This window comes from Endozoicomonas sp. PH6C (genome assembly GCF_059322965.1).
This window is the reverse complement of the sequence record NZ_CP185342.1, coordinates 20,914-47,476: the sequence shown is the minus strand read 5'-3', so window position 1 is coordinate 47,476 and position 26,563 is coordinate 20,914. Positions and strand designations below refer to the sequence as shown.

11 protein-coding genes are annotated in these 26,563 nt (G+C 51.2%); 7 read left to right on the top strand and 4 right to left on the bottom strand.

Going from position 1 to position 26,563, the window contains the following annotated elements; genetic code table 11:
- Positions 1 to 43: 43 nt before the first annotated feature.
- On the bottom strand, positions 44 to 19,096 hold the full coding sequence (locus ACOMG9_RS00155; protein WP_494529613.1) for a hypothetical protein: 19,053 nt from the start codon (positions 19,094 to 19,096) through the stop codon (positions 44 to 46).
- Positions 19,097 to 19,614: 518 nt separating this feature from the next.
- Positions 19,615 to 20,823 carry a hypothetical protein gene (locus ACOMG9_RS00150; RefSeq protein ID WP_448215262.1) on the bottom strand — a complete coding sequence of 403 codons (1,209 nt, stop codon included), beginning with the start codon at positions 20,821 to 20,823 and terminating at the stop codon, positions 19,615 to 19,617.
- Positions 20,824 to 21,209: 386 nt separating this feature from the next.
- Here ACOMG9_RS00150 and ACOMG9_RS00145 point away from each other — a divergent pair, with 386 nt between their 5' ends.
- Positions 21,210 to 22,319 (top strand): 2OG-Fe(II) oxygenase family protein, encoded by a 1,110-nt coding sequence (locus tag ACOMG9_RS00145; RefSeq protein ID WP_448215261.1) that lies wholly within the window; start codon positions 21,210 to 21,212, stop codon positions 22,317 to 22,319.
- 108 nt (positions 22,320 to 22,427) lie between these two features.
- On the opposite strand, the gene ACOMG9_RS00140 is transcribed toward ACOMG9_RS00145, so the two are convergent.
- Positions 22,428 to 22,766, bottom strand: a complete 339-nt coding sequence (locus ACOMG9_RS00140) for a hypothetical protein (protein ID WP_494529612.1) — start codon at positions 22,764 to 22,766, stop codon at positions 22,428 to 22,430.
- A gap of 326 nt (positions 22,767 to 23,092) precedes the next feature.
- Between ACOMG9_RS00140 and ACOMG9_RS00135 the strand changes: the two genes are divergently transcribed.
- The 4 genes from ACOMG9_RS00135 (at position 23,093) to ACOMG9_RS00120 (ending at position 24,475) form a co-directional block, all read left to right on the top strand.
- Complete coding sequence (locus ACOMG9_RS00135) at positions 23,093 to 23,314, top strand: type II toxin-antitoxin system CcdA family antitoxin (protein ID WP_317144082.1); 222 nt, start codon at positions 23,093 to 23,095, stop codon at positions 23,312 to 23,314.
- Positions 23,315 to 23,626, top strand: coding sequence for a CcdB family protein (locus ACOMG9_RS00130; RefSeq protein WP_317144083.1), 312 nt, complete (start codon positions 23,315 to 23,317; stop codon positions 23,624 to 23,626).
- Between the two features lie 212 nt (positions 23,627 to 23,838).
- Complete coding sequence (locus ACOMG9_RS00125; protein WP_422136303.1) at positions 23,839 to 24,078, top strand: AbrB/MazE/SpoVT family DNA-binding domain-containing protein; 240 nt, start codon at positions 23,839 to 23,841, stop codon at positions 24,076 to 24,078.
- Between the two features lies 1 nt (position 24,079).
- On the top strand, positions 24,080 to 24,475 hold the full coding sequence (locus tag ACOMG9_RS00120) for a type II toxin-antitoxin system VapC family toxin (RefSeq protein ID WP_494529611.1): 396 nt from the start codon (positions 24,080 to 24,082) through the stop codon (positions 24,473 to 24,475).
- A gap of 24 nt (positions 24,476 to 24,499) precedes the next feature.
- Here ACOMG9_RS00120 and ACOMG9_RS00115 read toward each other — a convergent pair whose 3' ends face one another.
- Complete coding sequence (locus ACOMG9_RS00115; protein WP_494529610.1) at positions 24,500 to 25,525, bottom strand: S66 family peptidase; 1,026 nt, start codon at positions 25,523 to 25,525, stop codon at positions 24,500 to 24,502.
- 103 nt (positions 25,526 to 25,628) lie between these two features.
- On the opposite strand from ACOMG9_RS00115, the gene ACOMG9_RS00110 reads away from it, so the two are divergent.
- Complete coding sequence (locus ACOMG9_RS00110; RefSeq protein WP_494529609.1) at positions 25,629 to 26,090, top strand: MEKHLA domain-containing protein; 462 nt, start codon at positions 25,629 to 25,631, stop codon at positions 26,088 to 26,090.
- A gap of 87 nt (positions 26,091 to 26,177) precedes the next feature.
- Positions 26,178 to 26,549 (top strand): NirD/YgiW/YdeI family stress tolerance protein, encoded by a 372-nt coding sequence (locus tag ACOMG9_RS00105; protein ID WP_448215258.1) that lies wholly within the window; start codon positions 26,178 to 26,180, stop codon positions 26,547 to 26,549.
- The last annotated feature ends 14 nt before the right edge of the window (positions 26,550 to 26,563 follow it).

The following is a 26,563-nucleotide window of genomic DNA, read 5'->3' as shown; positions in this document are numbered from 1 at the left end:
TTTATTTATCCTGGCGCCCTCTGAACCTACTGGCCTGAATCCATCAGAGGAAGTTGACTGTTATGGTATTGCCACTGTTGTCATGGTAAATGTGCTGACTGGCATCACTGGTATCACTGCTGGTCGAATCATTCACAGTAATACCATCACTGCTATCAACATCAATGGTCAGGCTGTTACTTCCGGAAAGTGCACCGACATCATCCATTGAGATAGTGATGGTATCGGCACTTCCTCCGTTGAAATCAATTTTTTCAACATTATCGATAAGGCTGGTGTAATTACCCAGGTCCCAACTGCCACCGTTATTAAGACTGAGCGTGTCGCTGTCAGCTCCACCATCTACCTGTGTGGCGCTGTTTTGCAGGGCTGCCAGATCAATATTGAGAGTGTCGTCACCGGCTCCGCCAATAAGCTGATCAGCAGCAAAGCCCGTTAGGGTGTCGTTACCGGCATTACCTTCCAGTACGTTAGCTATGGTGCTGGAGGCGGTGAGATTATCCCCACTGCTGGAGCCCAGCACCTTCTCGATACTGGTCAGGGTGTCGTTACTGCCGCCACCGTCGGTGGCCAGGCCAGTGTCCAGGTTAACCGTGACGCCGCTGGATTCACTGCTGTAATCAACAGTATCCTCATCGTCCCCGCCGTTCAGTATGTCGGCCCCGGCACCACCCTCCAGAATATCGTTGCCGGAACCGGCAATGAGAGTATCGCTTCCGTTTCCACCCCGGAGTGTGTCATTACCGCTACCACTGTTCAGAATATTGTTGGCGCTGTCACCAATCAGGGTATCGTTGCCGTGGTCGGTAGTGACATTCTCAAAACCCTTGACCTTGTCATTACCGGTAGAGGCTCCGCCACCATAACTTTTGTTGACTGTGATGTAACCATCAGCATCTGCAGTGGCAGAGAGGTCGACGGTAATATCATCCGGTGTGTCACCAGGTCCGGTGACGTTACCCACCATATCCAGCGTATCGCCCGCCGCAGTATTAGCTCCGCCATCTAATTTATCGTTTCCGAAGCCACCGTGGATGATGTCATCGCCAGCGCCACCCGTAATGGTATCATCGTCCTGATTACCGTTAATGTTGTCGTCGCCGTCTCCCCCGTTAATGGTGTCAGCACCCGCACCACCGAAAATAGTATCTCCTCCATCTCCCCCGTTGATGGTGTTGGCTGACGCATCACCATACAGCTGGTCGCCTAATGCATTGTCGGAGCCAGTAATGTTTTCGATATCTGTCAACGTATCGATGCCACCGCTACCATCTGTGGCATTTCCTCCTGTTAAATTAACAAAAACTGCTCCTGAATCCTGACTGTAATCAACAGTATCAATGTCATCACCGCCATCAAGCATATCAGCACCAGCACCACCGCGAAGCGTGTCATCACCGGCACCACCATCAAGGTCGTTGCTGGCAGTGTTACCGATGAGCAAATCGTCCCCGCTACCGCCAATAATATTTTCGATCTCGCGAAGGGTGTCCGTGCCCGCAGAAGTGGTGGCTGTACCGTCGTTGCCGGTTTCGGCCAGAGTGACAGTGACAGTGGCAGTGTACGCAGAGTAATCCACAGTGTCGGTATCTGTCCCGCCATCCAGAATATCGTTGCCACCGCTGCCATGGAATGTGTCGTTGCCACCCGCACCAATGAGACTATTGCTGTTGCTGTCACCGGTCATGGTATCGATAAAAGCAGTACCAACGACATTTTCCACATTACGGACAGTATCGGTATTACCACCCTTGGCTACTGAGCCATCAGATGCGCCAGCCAGAGTGACGGTCACACCACTGCTGTTAGTACTGTAGTTGATAGTATCCGTGCCGCTGCCACCATCCAGAATGTCGGTACCATTACTTGAGTGGATCGTGTCATTCTGATCACCGGCGTTAATGGTATTGTCCTCATCATCACCCGTGATGGTATCGGCGCCATCTGTGGCAATAATATTTTCGATGTTGCGAAGAGTGTCTGTATCAGTGCCATCATTGACGGTACCGTTAGCGCTGCCATTGAGCACAACCGTGATACCGGAATTAGCATGGCCACTGTAATCCGCAGTATCAGAACCTGTGCCACCATCGAGAGTGTCTGTCCCGGTGCCTGCTTCCAGAATATCGTCGCCAGCCATACCATTGAGGGTATTATTGCCACTGTCTCCGATCAGGGTATCGGCGTTACCGGAGCCAGTGGCATTCTCAATATTTTTGAGCGTGTCAGTATCACTACCATGAACAGCAGTGCCGTTGGCAGAACCGTTGAGGGTGATGGTTAAACCACTACCAGAGTTGTTGAAATGGGATGTGTTGTAATCCACCGTGTCACTGTCGCCACCACCATCAAGAGTATCGTTACCATCACCGCCATAAATGGTGTCTGCGCCGGTACCCGCATTGATCGAATTGCTGACACTGCTGCCGGTCAGTGCGTCGTTTTGACTACTGCCAATAATATTTTCAATATTCTTCAAGGTATCGGTGCCCTGATCAACGCTACTGCCTGTCTCACTGGTCAGATTAGCGGTCACGCCGCTGGTAGCGCCACTGTAATCAACCGTATCACCCAGACTGCTGTGAGTTCCTCCCTCCAGCACATCATTACCAGCACCACCGATCAGTATGTCGTCTCCCGAGCTGCCATCGAGGGTATTATCGCCACTGTCACCTGTCAGCGTATCGTCGGAGAAACTGCCGGTAATATTTTCGATCTCGTAAAGATTATCGGTGCCATTGCCGGTGGCTATGCCAGTGCTCAGATTGACATTAACCGCACCACCGTCAGCGTAGCTGACCGTATCATTACCGGTACCCCCATATATGTCATCGTCACCGGCGTTGCCTTGCAGCGTGTCTGCACCACTGTCACCATAGAGAGTATCGTTGCCAAAACCACCTTTCAGAAGATCAGCATCCCCCCCTCCACGCAGAATATTGGCCAAAGCATTACCGGTAATATCATCGGCCTGACCACCTCCGGTAACGTCTTCAATCCCGGTGATACTACTATCGGATGAGCCATAACCATCCTGAGTGGCGCTTCCATTACCTAGGTTAAGGCTAATGGTGTGGGTTGCCATGCTCAGGTCAAGCAGGTCATTATTACCACTGCCACCGTCAATAGTGTCATCGCCCAGACCACCATTGATGGTGTCATTATCAGCACCACCTTGCAGCGTATCATCACCGGCACCACCCTCAATCGTGTCCTGACCCGCATTGCCTTGCAATACATTGGTGTCGCCGTTACCGGTGAGAATGTCGTCACCACTGCCTCCGACCACACTTTCAATACCGGACAGGGTGTCTGTCACCGCGCTGACGGTTGCCGTCTGTAAAACACTGGACAGATCTACGGTGACTGCCGAGCTTTCACTGGCATAGTCAACGGTATCATTGTCTCCGACCTCTTCACCGCCATCCAGCGTATCGGCACCGGCACCGCCCGTCAGATAATCATTGCCGTCACCGCCTTCCAGATGATCCGCACCATCACCACCGGACAAGGTATCATTATCGCCATTACCCACCAGGTGATTGGCGTTGGCGTCCCCTGTCAGGTCGTCAGAATGGGCACCACCACGGATATTTTCAATATTTACGAGAGTATCGCTGAAACCCTGGCCATCTTCGGCATTGGTGCCAACCAGGTCGCTGAGATCAGCGGTAACATCACCGATAGCGTCGCTGTAATCGGCCCAGTCCGCTGTGCCGACACCACCGTCGAGACTGTCATTACCAGCTCCGCCAACCAGGGTGTCATCACCGGAATCCCCGTTCAGCGTGTCGCCTCCCGCTCCTCCTCGCAGGGTATCGTCATTATCACCGCCGTTAAGGGTATCAATGCCATCCCCTCCTTCAAGCACATCATCACCAGCGTCACCGTTGAGCTGATCGGCACCGGCCTCTCCACGCAGCGTGTCATTGTTGTCACCACCGTGGAGGGTATCGTCATCGGCGCCACCTTCGAGGGTATCGTCGTCATTCCCCCCCTCCAGGGTATCATTGCCGACACCGCCAAAGAGCTGATCCTGACCGGCATCGCCACGCAACGTATCATTGTCTGCCTCGCCATAGAGGGTGTCATTTTCCGTACCCCCTTCAAGGGTATCTGCTCCGGCACCACCATACAGCGTGTCCTGACCGGCATCCCCGTACAGCAGGTCATCGTTGTCATGGCCCTCCAGCCTGTCATTGCCGCTACCGCCATGAAACTGATCGACTCCAGTGCTTCCGGTCAGCACATTATCATCGGCACTACCCGTGACGACGCCACCGTTAGCGCCAAGCGTAACATTCTCAATATTGGTAATACTGGAGTCGCTGGTACCATAGCCATCGTTGGTTGCCGTACCGGCCTGAAGATCAATATTGACCGCTTGTGTTGCCCCGGTTAATAACAGGGTATCGGTTCCTGCCCCACCGTTGATGGAGTCATCACCGCCGCCCCCATCAAGAGTGTCATCACCGTCTTCACCCCAGAGCGTGTCATTCTCGGTTCCACCTGAAAGAGTATCCTGACCTGTGCCACCCTTGAGGAAATCTTCACCCTGACCCCCTGTCAGGATGTCGTTATCGGCATTACCCTCGATATCATCGTTATCCGCATCACCGTCAATGGTATCGTTGCCATCACCGCCAACCAGCTCATCATCGCCACCGCCACCTGAGAGGCTGTCATCGCCGCTGCCCCCTTCAAACCGGTGGCTGTCAGCATTGCCGGTCATGCTGTCGTTGTTGGAAGTACCGATAATAGTTTCAATATTAAGCAGCGTGTCCTGACCACCTTCACCGTCATTACTGACCTGGTTACTGCCCAGGTTCATATCAACAGTGATTGCCGACTTGCCGCTGTAATCGGCGGTATCACCATTGCTGGAATGACTGCCTCCATCCAAGGTATCGTCACCGGTTCCACCATAAAGAGTGTCATCCCCGGCATCGCCATTCAGAGTGTCATTGCCAGCATCGCCGAAGAGGGTATCGTTGTCATCGCCACCACTGACAGTGTCACCATCAGCGTCCCCATGAAGTGTGTCCGCACCGGCACCACCATCAATTATGTCCGCACCATCACCACCATTGACTGTATCTGCTGCACCACCGGCATTAATGGTATCAATACCAGCATTACCATTGAGGGTATTGGCATTGTTATCACCGGTCAGGGTATCGCCATAAGCACTACCGCTGATGTTCTCTATACCTTCCAGATTGTCGGTATCGGTACCATCGTTAGCTGTTCCGTTACCGTTGGCAGTCAGCGTAGCCATGACTGCGCTGCCATGGGTACTGTAATCAGCGGTATCACCGTTACTGCTGTGGTTTCCGCCCCTCAGGGTATCGGCACCGGCCTTGCCATAAAGAATGTCATCACCGTCCTGACCATCCAGAATATTGACTTCTGCGGTACCTGTCAGGATGTCATCACCGGAACCACCCAGCACAGATTCAAAATTGGCAATGGTGTCAGTATCGGCCCCGTCCACCACCGAAGACGAACCCAGGTCAACCGTCAGGCCTGTGGTATTGTCAGAATAATCCAGGGTATCGTTATCGCTGGCGCTTTCACCGCCATCGAGAGTGTCACTGCCACTGCCTCCGCTGATGGTGTCATCGCCTTCATCGCCGTTGAGGGTATCGTTTCCACCCCTGCCTTCCAGTTTGTCATTACCTATTCCACCGTCATAACGGTTGTCTCCACTATCACCAATGATATGGTCATCACCCGCACCCAGCACCAGGTCTTCAATGCTGGTCAGGGTATCAACATTGCCACCACCGAGATCGACCTGAAAACTATTTCCGCCTCCTGAGCGGTCAATAGTCAGTGCTCCGGCGAAGGCGCTGTAATCCACCCGGTCATTACCCAGCCCACCATCAAGTGTGTCAGCACCAAGGCCCCCTTCAAGAATGTCGTCACCGTCCTGACCCAGCAACACGTCATCGCCATCACCACCGGTCAGAGTATCGGCGCCATCGCCACCTTCCAGTTGGTTCGCCTGAGTATCACCCTCTATGGTGTCAGCGTTGGCAGAGCCAATAACATTCTCAATGCCTGTGAGTACGTCATTGGCACCATCACCATCGTCAGTAGCTACTCCATTAAGCAGGTTCACATTGACAGCACTACCGGCATCGCTGTAATCGGCAGTATCAGTGCCAGCGTCGCCGATAAACGTATCAACCCCTCCAGCACCATAAAACGTATCGTTGCCGTTACCGCCGGTGAGTTGGTTACTTTCAGCATCCCCCCGAATCGAATCATCATAAGCAGTGCCAACCACTCTTTCGATATCGATCACTGCATCACGGTTGCCGTAGCCATCATCGGTGGCTTCTTCATTGGCCAGGTCAATGGTCAGGGCTCCGGAGGCGCCGCTGTAATCGGCAGTATCATTCAGGCTGTTATCGGTTGTCTCATCGCCGCCACGCAGGGTATCTGCGCCGTCTCCACCGATCAGGGTATCCGCACCGTCACCGCCATGAAGAGTGTTGGCAAGGTCATTACCGGTTAACGTGTCATCATTACTGCTGCCGGTGAGGTTTTCGATACCCGCCAGAGTATCGATGTCACTGGTGGCGGCATCAGTGGCTGTACCGCTGCCGGCACCGCCACTGGTCAGTGTTACCGTGACAGCACTGCCATGCCCTGTGTAATCTGCCGTATCTCCGGCACCCTGACCACCATCAAGGGTGTCGTTGCCAGCACCGCCTCGCAGGGTATCATCACCCGCATCACCTATGAGCTGATCAGCACCGCCACTGCCACTGAGGGTATCGTTACCGGCATTGCCACGAATCGTATTGTCGGCATTATCGCCGGTCAGCGTGTCGTCGTTACTGCCGCCAGAAAGGTTTTCAATATCGGAGAGGGTATCCTGGCCACTTTGGCCATCGTTGTTTTGTGACTGATCGAGAAGGTTGATGGTGACAGACTGAGTCTGAGCACTGTAATCTGCGGTATCAGTCCCGGCATCACCCTGCAGATTGTCATTACCTGAACCACCGATCAGCGTATCGTCGCCATTACCGCCTCTGAGGGTGTCGTCAAGATCTCCCCCATCGAGGGTATCATTACCCTCCTGCCCTTCCAGAGTATCGGCGCCTCCCAGTCCATTCAGGGTGTCGTTATCATCTCCCCCCCAGAGAACATTACTGATGCTGTCGCCGGTCAGCGAATCGGCATGGTCACCGCCCATCAGGTTTTCAATGGACTGGAGAGTATCCTGACCACCCAGAGTATCATTGATCGGAGCGCCAGCAGAAAGATCAATCGTCAGGCTGGATACAGCGTCCTGATAATCCGCCGTGTCACTGCCAAGATTACCGGTAAGGGTGTCGTTGCCAGAGCCGCCAGACAGAGTATCATCGCCTGCCCCGCCATCAAGCGTATTGTTGGCAGAATCACCGGTCAGAGTGTCGTTACCGGAGCCACTGACAATATTCTCAACATCAACAAGACTGTCCCGATCACCATGACCATCATTATTATTGGTATCGTCTGCCAGATTAATCAGGACGTTATTGGTCTGGTAGCTGTAGTCGGCGGTATCCGCGCCACCACCGCCTCTGAGGTTATCATTGCCAGCTTCACCCACCAGCCAGTCATCACCATCGCCACCATCCAGTTCATTAACTTCGCTGCTTCCGGTAATGGTATCGTTATTGTCAGTTCCGACGATATTTTCAATATCAACCAGGGTATCAACATCTGAATTGCCGCCACTGAATACGGCAGACCCCGAACCTGAGCCACCATCAAGATCAACCGTCAGCTCAACACCTGATACCGAGCTGTAATCCACCGTATCAATACCCAAGCCACCATCGATGGTATCGCTGCCTGCACCTTCGTAGAAGGTATCTGCGCCGTCATCACCAAACAGCTGGTCATTACCGGCATTGCCGGTAATACTGTCATCACCCGCTCCACCTTCTATGCGGTTGACGTCGCCATCGCCGATAAGAGTGTCATTGTGATCACCGGACAAGATATTTTCGATATCATTAAACGTGTCTGTGAGGATACCCTGCTCTTTGGCTCGGTTTGCGGAGAGGTCCACTTCAACGGCTGCGGTGGCATCGGTGTAATCCACTGTGTCAGTACCCAAACCGCCATCCAGTAAGTCGGTTCCTGCACCACCCTGCAGGATGTCATCCTGATTACCACCGTAGAGCTGGTCATCACCATCGGCCCCACTGAGGGTATCGGTACCGTCATTGCCGTAAAATTCATTGTTATCACTATCGCCTGTAGCGAGATCATTCCCTGCACCAAGCTGGATAATCTCGATATTGCTCAGGGTATCACTGCCTCCCAGACCATCATCGTTAATAGCCTGGTTGGCCAGATCAATAACAACGGCCTGGGCATTGGTATTTGAGGAATAATCAACGGTGTCGGTATCATCACCGCCATCAAGTGTGTCATCGCCTGCAGCACCGGTCAGCGTATCGTTCCCCAAACCACCGGATAGCTGGTTATCTGCGCTACTCCCTGTCAGGGTATCCGCCGCGTCAGAACCAATGATGTTCTCAATATTACGAAGCGTATCGGTGTCAGATCCCGACACAGCCGAGCCGTCACCTCCCAGAACCAGTGTTGCCTGAACTGACTGTGAACCCAGCTGGCTGTAATCCACAGTATCAATATCATCGCCGCCATCGATAATGTCGCTGCCACCCCCCTCAATAAACACGTCATTGCCGGTTCCGCCTTCGAGAGAATCGGCACCATCGCCACCGGTCAAAGTATCATTGCCGACATTCCCCCTGAGGGTATTGGCATCCGCTGTCCCGGTCAGTGTATCGTCACCGCTGCCAGTAATGACCGCTTCAAAATTGCTGATGGTATCGGTATTGTTGGAGTCGGCGTTAACCGTGGAGTTGTTCAGGTCTACGATCAGGTTATTGGTGTGGTCAGTGTAATCCAGAGTGTCAAAATCATCGCCACCATCCAGATCATCGTTTCCGGCACCCCCGCTGATCGTGTCATTGTCATCCTCGCCACGAATGGTGTCGCTGCCGTCACCGCCGAAAATAGTGTCGTTCTGGTTACCACCATAGAGCGTATCGTCTGCACCTTCACCATAGAGGATGTCGATGCCGTCCAGCCCCTCTATCACATTGGCTGCACTGTCTCCGGTCAGAGTGTCATCGTGGTTGCTGCCCTTGATGTCCTCAATGCCATTCAGAGTGTCATTACCATTGGCGCCCGATGCAACGCCTGTGGTCAGGTTAACGGTGACACCAGCCGAGGCATCATCGTAATCCGCCCGGTCAGTCGTACCAGCATCGTCGCCACCAATCAATACATCATCACCAAGGCCGCCCTTGAGAACATCGCTTCCTTCACGACCTTCCAGCCGATTATTCTGGTTATCACCCGCCAGGGTATCGCCGAGCGTACCACCAATAAGGTTCTCAATACTGTCCAGAGTATCCTGACCACCATCGCCATCGCCGGAGACCTGCTTATTTAACAGACTGGCAGTGACGCTGCCGGTGACTCCGCTGTAATCAGCGGTATCGCTCCCGTTGCCCCCTTTCAGCGCGTCGTTACCGCTATCACCACGCAGGGTATCGTCGTTATCGCCGCCTTCGAGAGTATCCGCCCCGCCTCCGCCAGACAGGATGTCGCTGCCATCCAGCCCGCTCAGAGTATTATTCTGGTTATCTCCCGTCAGTGTGTCGTTATTCAGGCTGCCTGTAACATTCTCAATGCTGTCCAGGGTATCGCTGGAGGAATCACCGTCGTCAGAAGTCTGGTTCGAGGCTGCGGAAAGATCAACCGTCACTCCGGACTGGGCATCGCTGTAATCTGCCGTATCGGTACCTGTACCACCTATGAGATTGTCAGTGCCAGCCCCACCACTGAGGGTGTCGTTATCCGCCCCCCCTTCCAGAACATCGTTGCCACCCATGCCCTTCAGCGTGTCGTCACCGACACCCCCTTCAAGCTTGTTGGCCTCAGCGTCACCGGTCAGGGAGTCTCCGTTGGTAGTACCGATCAGGTTCTCAATATCAATCAAATCATCAGAACTGCCATCACCATCATCACTGGCTTGCGAGTTGGACAGGTCAGCTACCACGGCACCGGCAGCACCACTGTAATCCACCGTATCCACATCAGAACCGCCGCTGCCTACCAGCCGATCCTGACCGCCACCGCCTACCAGAATGTCATCGCCGCCGCCCCCGGTCAGCACATTGTCTGCGGCATCCCCCGTGAGCGTATCGTCGGCACTGCCACCGGTGACGTTCTCTATATCCACCAGAGTGTCCTGAGCACCACTACCGTCATCGTTCAGGGACTGGTTCTGAAGATTGATGGTCACCGCCGTATTTCGGGCGCTGTAATCTGCCGTATCCCCTGCCGATTCACCACCACTGCCACCATCGAGAGTATCCGCACCATCGCCACCGACCAAGGTGTCATCACCACTTTCACCATAGAGCCGATCAACGCCACCGTTGCCAGTCAGGGTATCGTTGTCCTGACCGCCATGAAGATCATTGGCGTTGTTATCGCCGGTTAAGGTATCGGCCTGATTACTGCCACGCAGATTTTCAATGCTGATCAGTGTGTCCGTGGCATCGCCACTCACCGACGCCTGAGGAGTGCCGGAAGACAGGTTGGCATTGACCGAACCAATAGCCGCGCTGTAGTCCACCGTGTCCGTTTCGGTGCCACCATCAAGGGTATCGCTGCCGAGGCCACCAATGAGAACGTCATTGCCACTGCCCCCCTGAAGGTGGTCATCACCGCTATTGCCGTCGATGGTATCGTTACCACCGCTGCCTGCTATGAGGTTGTCGTGAATATCGCCGGTCAGGGTATCACCCAGCCCGCTGCCTGTGATGTTTTCAATATCGACAAGGGTGTCAGTATCGGCAGTTCCATCGGTGGCAGTACCGCTGTCAAGATCAACCGTTACTGCACGACTATGACTGCTGTAGTCAACCGTATCACCGTTGGTTTCCCCGTTAGCACCGCCATTGAGAGTATCACTGCCACTGCCGCCTCGCAGGGTGTCATCACCCTCGTTACCGAATAGCTGGTCGGCACCGTCATTGCCGCTCAGGGTATCGTTACCATCATTGCCCTGCAGGATATTGACACCGCCGTCACCCGTCAGCGTATCGTGGTGATCACTGCCGTTAATATTCTCAATGCTGGTCAGGGTATCGGTGTCGCTGCCAATGGTGACCGTATCAACACTACCGGAAATATCCGCCACCACACTGGCGGACATCAGACTGTAATCAACAGTGTCATTACCACTACCGCCGTCGAGGCTGTCACTGCCGAGGCCGCCATCAAGGGTATCGTCGCCACCACCGCCTTCCAGAGTGTCATCGCCCGCATCACCATAGAGCGTGTCGGCATCATTTTCCCCCTGAAGGGTATCGTCGCCATCGCCACCACGCAGCGTATCGTCACCACTGCCCCCCTGAAGCAGGTTGACCTGGCTGTCACCGGTAATGCTGTCAGCACTGGCACTGCCGACAATATTCTCGATGCTGTCCAGGGTATCCGTAGCTCCTGAACCGTCGGTGGCATTGGGCGCGGCATCAGCAAGGTTCACAGTAATACCGCTGGCATCATTGCTGTATACGGCGGTATCAATGCCAGCGCCGCCTCGCAACTGGTCGGCACCTGTGCCGCCTTCAAGGCGGTCTGCATCGTCACCGCCTTCCAGGATATCGTCACCCTCACCACCGACCAGGGTATCCTCGCCCGCTTCTCCCCTGAGGGTGTCAGCATCCAATCCCCCGTCCAGTGTGTCGTTGTCGGCACCACCGGCCAGTATGTCCTCACCCTGCCCCCCCATCAGGGTGTCATCACCACCATTGCCCAGCAGGGTATTAGCATTGTTATCACCGGTCAGCGTGTCGGCAAACTGGCTGCCGGTGATATTTTCAATACTGATCAGGGTATCAGTGGCATCGCCATCAACAATGGCCGTATCGTTTGCGCCTGACAGGTCTGCTGTAACAACCCCCAATGCATCGGTGTAATCCGCTGTATCGCCGTCGCTACCCTCAGTTCCGCCATCCAGTGTATCTGCTCCGGCACCACCGGCCAGAGTATCATCGCCAAGGCCGCCAGCCAGGGTATTAGCATTGGCATCACCGGTCAGGGTGTCCTTAAAGTCACTGCCGGTGACATTTTCAATATTAGTGACGCTATCAGTAGCACCACTGCCATCGGTGGCTTGGTCAGCAGAGAGATCGACTACCACACCCATACCGTCGCTGTTGGTGTCCTGATCAGAAGCGTAACTGAGCGTGTCCACACCCGTGCCACCGTCGATGGTGTCAACTCCCTCTCCTCCTACCAGCGTATCGGAGCCGTCACCGCCCTCAAGGGAATCATCACCCTGTCCGCCTTTCAGACTGTCGTCACCGTCGCCACCCTGCAGCCTGTTGGCAGCCGTGTCACCTGTCAGCACATCATTACCGTCGCTGCCGGTAACATTCTCTATCCCGATCAGGTCATCCTGACCACCACCATCACCGTCATCCGTCGCCTTGCCGATAGACAAATCGACAGTGACTGCACTGGCCGCCAGAGAGTAGTCGGCGGTATCGCCCACCGCCGTGTTGTCCCCACCTTCCAGACGGTCATTGCCTGCCCGTCCTGTCAGGGTGTCATCCCCTGCTCCCCCATAAAGATCATTGACGTTAGCGTCGCCGATGATCACATCGTCGTGGCTGCTACCCCGAATATTATCGATATCGTGGAAGGTATCCTGGCCACCATCACCATCGTCTGTCGCTGTACCGTCCGTCAGGCTCGCGGTTACAGCGGCTGCCGCATCGGTATAATCAACAGTGTTCTCACTGGCACCATCACTGCCGCCACGGAAGATATCATTGCCGCCCCCACCCACGAGGCTGTCACTGCCCAGACCACCAGACAGCTCATTATCATCGTTATTTCCGGTCAGGCTATCGTCATGGTCGCTGCCAATAACTTTTTCAATGCCACTCAATGTATCCGAGGAACCAAAGCCATCAGACGCAGTGCCAAGGTTCAGGTTCACGGTGACAGCCTGATTACTGGTACCGTAGTCCACCGTGTCAATACCATCACCGCCGACCAGCTCATCGTCATCACGGCCACCCACCAGCAGGTCGTCACCGTCCCCGCCGGTCAAGACATTGGCATCATCATCACCTCTCAGGGTGTCATTGTTGGAGCCGCCGGTAACATTTTCGATGTCGTTCAGGATATCGGTAATGAACCCGCCTTCAGTCACCTTGTTACTCGCCTGTGACAGGTCAACCGTAACAATGCTGGTGTTGTCACTGTAATCCGCCGTGTCACTGCCCGCTCCGCCATTGAGGGTATCTGCACCGGCCCCACCCACCAGGATATCGTTGTCATTACCACCATTGAGGGTGTCATCACCGCCATTACCGAGCAATGTATCTGTACCGGCATTACCACTAAGCACGTTGTCTAATGCGTCACCGGTCAGACTGTCATCGCTGCTGGTACCGGTTAAATTTTCAATGTTCTGCAGAACGTCCTGGCCGCCCTCGCTATCAGTGGCCTGGCCATCAACCAGACTGGCCGTGACACCACTACTGCCATCACTGAAGACAACCGTGTCGCCGGCTACACCATGACTGCCACCATCCAGAATGTCGTTACCCGCACCGCCAGTCAGAGCGTCGTCACCGGCTCCGCCAGAGAGTTCGTTGCCCTGGGAGGAGCTGTCAGTTCCGGTCAGGGTATCGTCACTGCTGCCCCCGATCAGGTTCTCGATATTGCTGTAGGTTTCACTACCACCGCTACCGTCGTTACCGAGGCCAGTCCGAAGGTTAGCGGTGACGCCAACGGAGACTCCGGCATAAGTGACCGTATCCACGTCCGCACCACCATCGAAATTATCCGCCCCGATACCACCAGAAAGCGTGTCATTGCCGTCATCGCCCTTTAGCGTGTCGGCACCTGCACCGCCACTGAGAATGTCATCGCCACCATTGCCGGACAGAACATTGTCACTGCTGTTACCGGTCAGCGTATCGCCATAACTGCTGCTACCTGTTATGTTTTCGATGTTGCGGAGGGTATCGGTTTCCGTTCCACCGGCATCCGTTGCCTGGCCATCACCAGCATCTGCAAGCGTTGCGATAACCGAACGACCGTAGTCGTCATAGGTCACGGTATCAGCGCCGCTTTCTCCATCAAGAACGTCATTACCGGCACCACCGAAGAGCAGGTCGTCACCATCCCCCCCGCTCAGGGTATTGGCATCTGAAGAGCCCCGGATATCGTCATTGTGATCACTGCCAGTGACATTTTCGATGGCGATCAGGGTATCGGTACCGCTATCCCCATCATCCAGAGCCTGGCCAGCAGCCAGATCTACACTGATGCTATTGGCTGCATTGCTGTAATTCGCTTGGTCAGCCGTTCCACTGCCGCCATCAAGAACGTCATCACCGCCACCACCGGCAAGGATATCATCGCCTCCTTCACCTTTAAGCTCATTGTCCCCGGCATCACCACTGATATTATCCTGAGCATTACTGCCCGTTATATTCTCAATGCCATACAACTGATCGCTGCCACCGTCGCCATCATCGCTGGCTGAATTGGCAGCGAGATCAACACTGACCCCTGCCGCTGCCAGTGAATAGCTGACGGTATCTGTGTCCTGACTGCCAGGATTAACTCCCGCAGCTTCTGTCTCTCCATAGAAAGTGTCATTACCGGCACCACCACGGAGCAGGTCGTCACCGGCATTGCCGCTAAGCAGGTTGTTATCGCTACTGCCCACCAGCCTGTCGTTGTTGCTGCCGCCAGTAACATTCTCAATATCAATCAGGGTATCGGTGCCAGCATCAATGCCGTTGGTATTGGTTAATGAGCCATCCAGAGCAACAGTAACAATACCGGTGCTTGCAGAATAGTCAGCGGTATCACTCCCGGTGCCACCATCCAGTGTGTTGCTGCCTCCCCTGCCAGTGAGCACATCGTCCCCGGCACCGCCAGACAGCTGGTTATCGGAACTGTCCCCCAGCAGGCGGTCATCACCGCTGCCGCCAGTGATATTTTCAATACCAACCAATGTGTCACTACCACTGAGCGTGCTGCTGGCAATACCGGTATCCAGATCCGCATTCAGATCGGTTGAGTCAGCACTGTAATCGGCTGTATCACCATTGGCTGTCTGGATGCCACCATTGAGAGTGTCATTGCCACTGCCGCCGGTCAGCCGGTCGTCACCATCCCCTCCCAGCAGGGTGTCTTCGCCCCCGCCGCCATTGAGGACATCATCACCGGCATTGCCAGTCAGCGTATTAGTATCACTGTTGCCGGTTAGCTGGTCATCACCGGAACCACCTATGACATTTTCTATGCCTGAAATAGTGTCCTGGCTGCCAGTACCATCATCAGCCACGACCCCGCTGGCCAGATCAACCTGAAGGCCAATGGCAGCGGCACTGTAGTCAACCGTATCGCCATGGGTTTCATTGCCATCCCCACCGATCAGCTGATCTGCTCCGGAGCCACCAATCAGTCTGTCATCACCATCACCGCCGTCGAGTATATCTGTGCCTGCACCGCCAGAAAGTTGATCCTCGCCAGCATTGCCCCGGAGCACATTACTTTCATTACTCGTACCGGCGCTAATAACATCGTCACCAGAGCCTCCCAGCACATTCTCAATACTGGTCAGGGTATCAGTGTTATTGAAACCATCATTGCTGGCCGTATCATTTTCCAGGTCAACAACAATATTTCCGGTGACTGTCGTATAGTCAGCCGTATCGCTCTCCGAACCACTGCCACCATCGAAGATATCACTGCCATTTCCGCCCACGAAGGTATCGTTACCGTCGCCACCCTGAAGGTGGTTATTCAGCTCATCGCCGATCAGAACATCATTTCCTGCAGAGCCTGTGACATTTTCAATGTTTTTCAGGGCATCGGTTCCGCCGTCACCGTCGATAGCAGCATTGGCGCCAATGCCGTATGAAGCCGTGTGATCTGTGCCGGAAAGGTTCACTGTCACCGCTGACGAAGCTTCACTGTAATCGACCCAGTCACCCGTCTGGTCATTAAGACCACCATCCAGCGTATCATTACCACCCCGGCCCATCAGCGTATCGTCCCCACTGCCGCCACTGAGGGTATTTTCAGTTGAAGTTCCTTTCAAAAAATCGTTTCCGGAACCACCGGAAAGGTTCTCAATGGAAATCAACGTGTCCTGTCCCGACGCTGTTACAACGGGGTTCAGGGTGTCATCCAGGTCTACGGTAACGCCGCTGGTCTCGTTGCCATAACTGACAGTATCACTCCCGGCACCACCATCCAGCCTGTTGGTACCTCCACCACCTCCCAGGGTATCATCCCCGTCCAGACCGAATATTTCATTATCCCCGGTATCACCGAGCAGTGTGTCGCCCTGCCCCGTCAGATTGGTACCTTCAATATTTTCAATAGATTGAATGGTATCTGTGCCACCCAGGCCATCATCGGAAATGCGGCCATCGCCGAGGTCAACACTGACGGCACTGGAAAGAGCAGCAAAACTGACCGTATCAACGCCATCACCACCTCGAAGATCATCGTTTCCGGAACCACCATCCAGGACATCGTTCCCGTCACCGCCTTCAAGAATGTCATTACCGGCGCCCCCGATTAGCGTGTCATCATCAGCACCGCCCTGAAGGGTATCCCGACCATTCCCTCCATCAAGCCTGTCAATGCCGCGACCACTGCTCAGCACATTATCGAGATCATTCCCCGTGAGAGTGTCATTACCATGGTCCGTGGTGATGTTCTCAAACCCGGTGATGGTATCAACACCAGTGAACAGGCCACTCCCATAACTCTTGTTGACCGTAACGGAACCGGTTCCATCCGGTGAGGTACTCAGGTCAATCGTGATATCATCCGGTGTATCGAAAAGGCTGGTTACCGTCCCCACCATATCCAGCGTATCAATGCCTTCACCACCATTGAGGGTATCGTTACCAAAACCACCATGGATGGTGTCATCATTGGCACCGCCATCAATAAGGTCGTCACCCTGATTACCGTTTATGTAGTCGTTACCGCTACCGCCATTAATGGTGTCCATTCCGTCACCACCAGAGACAGTGTCGTTGCCATCCATTCCGTTGAGAACGTTTGCCCCAAAATCACCAAAAATCTGGTCATCCCCGGAACTACCGGTAATGTTCTCAATATTGGTCAGGGTGTCTGTATCACCATTGCCGTCGGTGGCGGTCGACCCTGCCAGATCAACCGTGACAGAACCGGTTTCATCACTGTAATCCACCGTATCCGAACCTGCGCCACCATCCAGGCTGTCTGCGCCGACGCCACCTTTCAGGATATCGGTACCCGCACCGCCCGATAGATTGTCATCATCAGCCCCACCGTCCAGTACGTCACTTCCGGCACCGCCGAAGAGAGTATCTGTGCCGACACCACCTATCAGAAAGTCATCGCCACTCAAACCGCTAATAACATCATCGCCGGCAAGGCCGCTAAGCGTATTATCACCATTGTTGTCGGCGTCAATGTATTCGCTACCGGTGATGGTATCGTCATGGATTGTGCCGATGGCATTCTCAAAATTACTAATGGCATCAGAAGTGCCATAGCCGTCATCAGTCACCGACCCGGAGCCCAGGTCTATTTTGACACCGCTTTCAGGCCCTATCGTATTGGCGCCATATTCATAGCTGAACTGAATAGTGTCAGAACCCGCCCCGCCATCGAGCTGATCATCACCCATACCGCCGGAAACAAAATCATCACCACCTGCCGCATCAACAATGTCATCACCAACGCCTGCGTGAATGATGTCGTCATTGTCGCCTGTTGTTATATTGTCGCTGGTTGGGCTGGTATCCAGTACCAGGGGGGAAAGTTCCGATGAGGAAAGAGTGAGTTCACCCGGATCGGAGGCATCTCGGCGGATAACAGGGATGACGTATTCATTTTCTGAACCGTCTTTGAGAACCAGTTTAAAGGAAAGATCCACCACCTGACTGTCAGTTTCAGTAGGGTAGGTCAGAATAAAATTGGTCAGACTCGGCAGCAGCCAGCTTCCGTCACCCTCAGTCGCGCCACCGGCAACTCCCCAGCCATCGGGCATATTTTCAACATAAATAGCTGCAATATCATTAATATTTGCATCATTCTGCAGAACCAGATTCTTACTGTTTAATGAGTCAGTAAAAAGTAAGGGATCTTCACCGTAAATTTCCAGGCCACTGTTGTAATTGAGCTGAACATCAGAGTCTCCGTCCAGGCTGCTACCAAAGCGCTCAACCTCAAGATGCTGCTCAGGATCGCTTTGGCTGGTCGAAGAGTTGTTGCCGCCACCACCAATAATGAGCTGACCTGCAGAACTTGAACCGACATTGGTCACCGAAACCGAGAATGTAAGATTACTGGTACCTTCCGTTGTTGAAGCAGTTTCTGTTGGAGTAACTTCTTCAACCGGAGGCGAAGAAGACGAACTGGTGCTGGTTGCCTGCGCCGTGTCGGTAAAATCATCATCCCGGGGTTCTACCTCTTCTACAGGTTTTTTCTTAAACGCCTCATCATTCTTTTTTATTTCCTTGCTGGCTTTTGATTGAGTCTTTGAATCAGTCGTTTCACTGTATGATGTTTCTTCCGTTTCCTTGCCTGATGGCGTTTCTTCCCCTTCAGATTCACTCTCCTGCCCCTTCAGAGTAGAAACAGGTACATCTTCCGATTCAACAAAACTGGATTTGGAAATGAATTCATCACCACTGATAACTGAGCCATCGGCGAATTTAAATTGAAGTGTTTGCTCTGTTGCAGCCATCACCCCCGCAAGTAACAAGGTGATTTCAACACCATCTGGGAAGACAAGGACAAAGTCAGGCCCCCTGACTTCCAGTTTTACGTCGTCGGAATTAAAGTCTAAGAGATACTGGGTATCAGCTGACACTGATTTGACGACTGATTTTGATGGTTTTTCAAATCGAACTTTTTCAAGATTTGTGCCGACGTCTGAATTTAATTCGGAATCACTAGAGGTCTGCGACTGCTGCTCACTACTGGCACTGCTATCATCAGCCATGATTGCACCCTTGTGTAATGATGTTAAAAATTATAAATCTTGATAAATATTTATCGTCACAAACAAACAAGCGATCTATCTAAAATACAACCCCTATTAAGTAGGTATAGATAGCTAACTTTATTAATTCAAAAAATAAAAGACAGTCTATTTAACCAATACTTTGAACAGTTTTTTTGACGACTTAAGTACCTGGCCAGTTGGTTTTGCATATTCTGGCGAGTGGGTTTTTTCATCCTTCAAGGTGCAACGACGGGTGCGTAGCCAGAGCTACGCAACCAGAGCTGGAACGCAGAAGGATGGAAAAAGCCGCCGTCCAGAATATGCGAAACCAACTGGTTAGGTACTTAACATTGATGTGCCGATGCTTGTGACAAGGGTTCGGATGTCATCGCAAATCTGCCGTCTCTCCGAGCTGCCTGAAAGCGCCCTGATCACCAATCCCCAGGCACCACTGAGTAAAAATCGTCCGAATCATTGACTCTCTGATGTTGCCATTTAAGAGCAGGTGCAGTGGCCTAAAAAAACGACATGGAAGAAGCTGCACTATTGTGCATGCAATTCTCTGATTTGAAGAATTCAGTATGATACTGTCGTTCCTTTTTATTAACCGAGGTGATAAAAGAGTTAAACAAAACGCCTATGGTCCAGTCAGATTTATAGCCAATACTGGAAGCCATTTTAATAGGGGTATTTCTGGTGTTTAACCTATACCCAAATGTTAACAAGTCCTTCTCATAGGCTGCATCGAAACAATAATGCCATAGGAAAGGATTGACCGGATAAGGAGTTTTTCCACTCTTCAGGTCATTCCAGGCACTATCGCAAAACGTCTTACCCTTCTCATCCAGACTGGCAATGGAAAAATCCTTACTAATACCTAACTCTTCTGCGGTATAGTAAAATCCTGCAGTAGCGAGAAAACTGTGCGTATTTCGGGGAGGGTGAAATCCAATATAGTTGTTGATTTCTTGTACTCTTGTAATCAACGGCTTAACTTTCGCAGTGCAGGTAATAAAATCACCAGTTCCGTTTCTGCCATCTGGCAAAGGATAGCCTATAGGGAAACATGACGCCCGGTTTAAATATTGGCTTATTGCCTGATCCAGCCCTAAACCCAAAAAACTTTCTGACTTAAGCTTGTAAGTATTGTCGTTTATCTTAACGGTGAAATCCTCATCCTTATCTACCTCATAAGCAATCTGTGTAGAAGCACCGCCCAGGTCAAGAACACCTACTGTGTCTCCCTGTAATTTTATGCGCGGGTTGTCATAATTCAGCGCCAGCCAGGCATAGAGCCCCTCTTTTCTGCCTGTTATTGTCGCCACTTCAATAGTGGCTGAAAGAAAGTTTTCTTTTAACCATTTTTCAATTTTATCATTCAGAGCTGCTCTTTTCTGAGGTCTGATTACCCGCATTCCGGCGGTTGAATAAAAGTAAATACTATTAATATTTTCTTTGCTGACTGAAGCGAATAGCCGATCAAGATAGCCATTCACACTATCTACACTTTCCTCGTGAACGCCTCCTTTTATTTTGCTTGACGTTTTTTTCTTGATAACAGGAATTCCGTTGGCAGGGTCTGAGGAATGTTCATAGATATAGAGTCTTGAACCGGTACTGCCCGCATTGACTACTGCAGTTTTCTTTTCCGGATCAGAACCATAAACTGCCGTTACTACTGAGCACAAAATTGCGAAAATACTCGCTAACTTTCCTGACGACATTACAGTCACACCCTGTTTTTCGGGGTTGAAACACCCGCCACTGAAACCTGATAAAGCGCTCGTTTTTTTGATCAATATTGACCCAGTGATAGTAGCAGAAGTTTGGGAGGATGAAGGTTTTGTATTTTAATTTTTTGCCTCGTCAGCAACAATGCTTCGGACAGTTTTAACCCATTGATATCAATCGGTTGAGCTCTCATGGCAATTTAAGGCAACTCGCTGGGACACCAGAATTGCCATTAAATTCGAGCCCTTGTGGCACAAGCCCCAGTTCATCCATGTTAAGTCCTCAAAAAGCTGTGCAAAGTATTTTTTAACAGAAACTGGTCGATAATTAATGAGGTTTGAAATAAAAAAATTCTCAATAAATTAGAACGCATATATAAATGAACAATAAATCACCTTCATGGGGAGAACCTGCCCCCTGGTTCCACGCTCACACAACCAACAACCCTCAATTTGCTTTTTCCAGTCTCGGCGGACGTTTTGTCGGACTGGTCTTTCTCGGAGACTGCTCCGCAAAACCGGTCATCAAGTTTCTGGAAGCAGTCATTCAATCAAACTTAATGACTCGTGACGACAAAAGCGTCCGTTTCGCAGTCACCCTGAATCAAAGAGACCTGCACAACCCCCAGGCACTGAAAGCATTCCCAAATCAACGTATTTTTTACGATGAAGGAGGAACTGTTTGCAGGCAATATGGAGCCATGGACAAACGCTCAGAACAGCAAGAAATTTTCTATCCTTATTGGTTAATTCTGGACCCAACGCTTCGTGTCTATGCCAAAGGCAACCTTGAAGAGCCTGATATTTTTATAACAACTATGCAGAAGCTGCCTGACCCTGTGTATCACTCATCTCCAGATATAGAACCCTGGGCTCCGGTTTTGCTGGTGCCCAGGGTGCTGGAAAGCGACTTTTGCGAAACCCTTGTTCGTTATTATCAGAAAGGGCAGCCGGAGCCTTCGGGCTTTATGCGAACCGTTGGCGGCAAGACACTGGAACTTCAGGATAACCATGTCAAACGTCGAACCGACCTCAGTATTGACGATAAAAACTTGCAGGCGGCGTTAAAACATCGAATAAGAACCCGCCTCACTCCCGAAATAGCCAAAGCTTTTCAGTTTCAGGCCACACGCATTGAGCGCTATATTGTTGCCTGCTACGACAGCAGCAATGCGGGCTTCTTCAAAGAACACCGGGATAACACTACGAAGGGCACCGCACACCGGCGATTCGCTATCAGCATCAACCTGAATAGTGACGAATACGAAGGGGGAGAATTGTGGTTTCCAGAATACGGCAACCGTCGCTATAAGCCCCCCACAGGTGGCGCCATTGTCTTTTCCTGTTCTCTTATGCATGCAGCAACACCGGTAACCAGTGGCACCCGCTATGTCACCCTGCCATTTCTTTACGATGATGCGGCAGCCAGAATACGTGAAGAAAATAATCGCTACCTGGGCAACGGTGTTGAGCCTTATCAGTCAAACTAATCTCTGCCGGTGCTACCATGGTTTGGCAGCGAGCTTACCTGCTACGCCCCCAACTCGCTCAAACTGGCATATAACTCGCTGAACTTCATGCAAAAGTTCTCTACAGTCTCAATCTCTGGCAATCTTATCCGCGCCAATAACTTTCACTTCAATATCTTTCGCTTCGATATTTTGCACCTCAACATCTCGTTCATAAATGTTGAAGGATGTTAAGGAGTGTTTGAAAAGACAGCCAGCTATTAAGCCAAGAATGCAACCATCACAAGGGCGCCCCAAAAAGGCACCAACAGTGAAGCCAAAGGCTGCCATGTAACATTGCGGTTTTTTGCTTTCAAGTCGGTATATGTGTCTTACCGTTTGTTGTGAAGCCGGTTGACTCTGTTGAGTCGGTTGAGTCGATTTGATCTCGATTGGTGCCATAGTTATCTCCGAGTTTGAAGGGTTCATCAATACAACATATAGAGTCAGATGACATGTCCTCTTAAATGTTCCAGAAAAAAACTAACATGGAGGATAGTATTGCTAACATTTCAGACTATTCATGAACTCAACCCACCCAACACCTGGTTTCGTCCGGAAAAGAAACATCCTCTCGTGCTGAACGCAAGGTCATGGACAACCGCATTATGAGTGCTAAGGTGAAACGGCAAAAGATTGACCGGCTGAACCGGCAAATGAGTAAGCTGTCTGCTGAAGCGGTTGGGAAGTATGGGGAAACAGTTCTGATATATACCTGCTATACTAACCAAAACACTGAATAAGTAGGTATTAGTATGAGCAAAAGTAAAACCACAGTGACCATTGATGACGAGCTGTTGGAGCAGGCTCGTGAGTTGAAAATCAATATATCATCCGCAGCGGAGCAAGGCGTAATGGCAGAAGTCAAGAGTCTGGAAGAAGAGCGTTTGAAGAAGCTCTATAAGGAAGCTATGGAAGAAATTGAACAAGTCATTAAAGAAGATGGTTTGTTCAGTGATGGCATGAGGACTTTCTAAATGTCACAGTTCGATGTGTGTTTGAACACCGCCGATAATGCAGACAAGTACCCTTACATTGTAGTGCTTCAGTCGAGTTTAATTCAGTTCGACGACCAATCGGTTGTTGCCCCTCTAAGCCGCAGTAACCGTTACAAAAAAGCATTGCAGGTATGCCCCCAAACTGTTGTGGACGATGAAGAATGGATGCTGGTTATTCCGCAGCTGGCAGCTATTCCCAATCACTTCATCGGCAAAAAAGTGGCCAGTATGCAGGAACAGCGTAGTAATATTATTTCTGCCATAGACCGCCTGTTCACAGGCATCGGCTGACCTTTAAAATCACTGGTTGACGACGGACAATCCACTGCATTTTATTATTACGTAGAGTATTAGTTTCTGGGTAATCTGGACAGGATGATCTTTAAGGTGTCTTTGATTTCCACAATGTCCGCTTTCAAATCAGAGACATCGACTTTCAAAGACTGTCACACACTGTAAAAGTGATCTAATATATTTCAATAGATTCTAATAGGTACAAAATTATGAGGATCGTACGAACTAATCAGCATGGTCAGGTTACCATTCCCGCAGATATTCGAGCCAAGCTGGGCATTAATCAGGAAACTGAAATAAGCGTTAATCTCAATGATCATGGAGAAATCATTCTGACACCCGCCAAAAACCAGAAAGTGGATATTCGTAATTTACACAATAAATATTCAATGGATATGAGCCGGGAAGAATTCAATCAACTTATAGACGATAGCCGGTCGGATATCTGATATGTCGGTAGTCTATTTAGACTCATGCGTCGTTATAGATGTGCTTGATACAAAAGCACCTCACTACGAGTGGGCTGTATCAGCACTGGAACAATACGCGGAGCTATCTATATCCCCAATAGCCTTTTCTGAAATATGTGCGCCTTTACGTACAGTTGAAGAGGCTTTGTCTTTACTTAAGGATCTTAATCTTACTCTCAGGGCTCCATGCCATAGAACTTTATTTCTGGCATCAAAAAAGCACCTTGAATATCGTCGCAGGGGCGGTAAGAAAAATGGCGTATTGTCTGATTTTTTTATTGGTGCACAGGCAGCCGTTGAAAAAGGACGATTGATCACAAGAGATAAAGGGCGTTTCTCAACCTACTTCCCCACGTTGGATATTTTGTGCCCCTGAATTAATACAAAAAGCCTTTCTGCTTCAGACCAACTTCTGTTGAACCCTGCCTCTGCCATCAATAAGACTGACTTCTGCCAGGGCCCCATTAATCAGGGTCAGATTAGGTGGCAGATGCCCGATATCAACATCGTAGATAATAGGTATCTCAAGACCATCCAAGGCATAACTTAATGCCTGATGATAAGTCAGGGATTGACCACGCTGCTCATCAGATGGATTTCGACCCATCAACAGCCCATTCACAAGGTTAAAGATACCTCTGTACTTCAGACCCAACAACGCTCTGATCAGAGCAGTGGGAGAAAACTCTGCATTCTCCAGAAACAGTATAATTCCGTCCTCAGGGTATCTCTGCTGGAAAGCTTTTAAATCCAGATAGTTTGACCCTAAAAGATGACACAGGGTATCCAGACAGCCTCCCAACAAACGACCGGAAAACTCTACAACCTGCTGGTTCCTGCCCATAGATTTCCAGCACGTGGACTCAGTCAGGTTGAATAATGCATTGGGGTTTTCAGCGTAGGATGCTCCCCAGATTTGATACTTTTCTGATGAATATTGAGTGAATGCTTCAGTAGTTCCCAGATAAGCCAGAGTGTTGGTCGTTAAAGGCTCCTGCTGCGAACGATGGAGTTGCATCAGATTAGTACAATGAGCCGTCGCCCAACCGCATTGACTGGTGATTACAGACGTCAGCGTACTAATATCAGAGAAGCCCACCAGCCATTTGGGTTTTGCTTTGGCTATCTGGTCAAAGTCCAGCACTGAAAGCAGATCCATGGCAATCTCTCCTCCCCAGGGCGGCATAACTGCATCAATAGCGTCGTCCAGCAGAAAATCAGTTAGTTCCCTTGCCCTTTTCTTCAGTGGCGCACTGACATAATGCTGGTTCGACCTGAGACACTGACCTTCAACCACAATGAAGCCCTGAGCGCGCAGATCATCAAGGCATCGATCAAGACGAGGGTGACAGGGTTCTGAAACACCCGAAGAAAATGCTGTGATTGCGATTCGACTGCCGGGTCTCAAAGGTGCAGGGTACTTCATTATCCGATTTCATCTTTTATCAGTTCTTTACGACTAAGCCATGAGCGTTTAGGCTTTTTTTCATTTTACTTTCCTGCTATTCACTGTCGCAACAAGGCAAAACATGATATCACCGCACGATCCTTTTCTTCAGCAACAAGGCCTGCTGATGGCCAGCAGTTACTTTACCCTGACGGGTCAGTTGCTTTTCGGACTGCCTCTGAAAGACCCCGAACTGGGTTTAAAGCTGTATGAACACTCGTCAGTGTTGTTGTCTCATGGCACACAAAGTGATCCGATTTTCTGTTATGGCAACCTGAGTGCCCAGTCTCTCTTTGAAATGGACTGGAACATCCTGACTCAAATGCCCTCCAGGCACTCTGCAGGGCAGCCCAACAGGGAAGAGCGGGCCAGATTGCTCAAAGAAGTCAGTGAACGCGGCTACATCAAAAACTATTCAGGTATCCGGGTTTCCATTACCGGACGACGGTTTCTGATTGAGCAGGCGCTGGTCTGGAATCTCTACGATGAGGAAGGTGAATACCGGGGTCAGGCTGCTGCATTCAGTGACTGGACTTTTCTTTGAGATCTCCCCGTATCTTCAAGGGCGACAGGTATAGATAGCCATTCAACTGAGCTATTCTGAACAATAGACGATCAAAGGATAATTCTTATGAAAGGACTCATTTTCAGCGGCCTCTGCCTGTTGTCCTTGCCCGCCTTTTCAGAAAACGACTTGCCTCTGCCATCACCGTCCGCTACCGCAGAAGCTCATCATTATAAAAAGCAGAGCATCGATCAGGTGGTTGAGAGCGGCGATGATGAGGAACTGGTGAGACTTTCCGGCCAAATCATCAAGAAGCTAAAATGTTCGATTTACCTGTTTCGGGATAAAACCGGAGAAATACAGATTCATATCAAGAATGACGACATACCCAAAAAGGGTCTGCTCTTCGGCTCCCCTACCATTATCAAAGGTGAGATCACGAAAGACCCAAGCAAGCCCGTTGTGGTGGAAGCTGACAAGATTCTTTATGTGTTCTGAAGGCTAATCCGCCC

Coding starts and splice junctions, on each gene's coding strand:
- ACOMG9_RS00135 (WP_317144082.1), top strand. CDS start 23,093: ATGAGCAAAAGTAAAACCACAGTGACCATTGATGACGAGCTGTTGGAG.
- ACOMG9_RS00110 (WP_494529609.1), top strand. CDS start 25,629: ATGATATCACCGCACGATCCTTTTCTTCAGCAACAAGGCCTGCTGATG.
- ACOMG9_RS00130 (WP_317144083.1), top strand. CDS start 23,315: ATGTCACAGTTCGATGTGTGTTTGAACACCGCCGATAATGCAGACAAG.
- ACOMG9_RS00115 (WP_494529610.1), bottom strand. CDS start 25,525: ATGAAGTACCCTGCACCTTTGAGACCCGGCAGTCGAATCGCAATCACA.
- ACOMG9_RS00125 (WP_422136303.1), top strand. CDS start 23,839: ATGAGGATCGTACGAACTAATCAGCATGGTCAGGTTACCATTCCCGCA.
- ACOMG9_RS00155 (WP_494529613.1), bottom strand. CDS start 19,096: ATGGCTGATGATAGCAGTGCCAGTAGTGAGCAGCAGTCGCAGACCTCT.
- ACOMG9_RS00105 (WP_448215258.1), top strand. CDS start 26,178: ATGAAAGGACTCATTTTCAGCGGCCTCTGCCTGTTGTCCTTGCCCGCC.
- ACOMG9_RS00140 (WP_494529612.1), bottom strand. CDS start 22,766: ATGAACCCTTCAAACTCGGAGATAACTATGGCACCAATCGAGATCAAA.
- ACOMG9_RS00150 (WP_448215262.1), bottom strand. CDS start 20,823: ATGTCGTCAGGAAAGTTAGCGAGTATTTTCGCAATTTTGTGCTCAGTA.
- ACOMG9_RS00145 (WP_448215261.1), top strand. CDS start 21,210: ATGAACAATAAATCACCTTCATGGGGAGAACCTGCCCCCTGGTTCCAC.
- ACOMG9_RS00120 (WP_494529611.1), top strand. CDS start 24,080: ATGTCGGTAGTCTATTTAGACTCATGCGTCGTTATAGATGTGCTTGAT.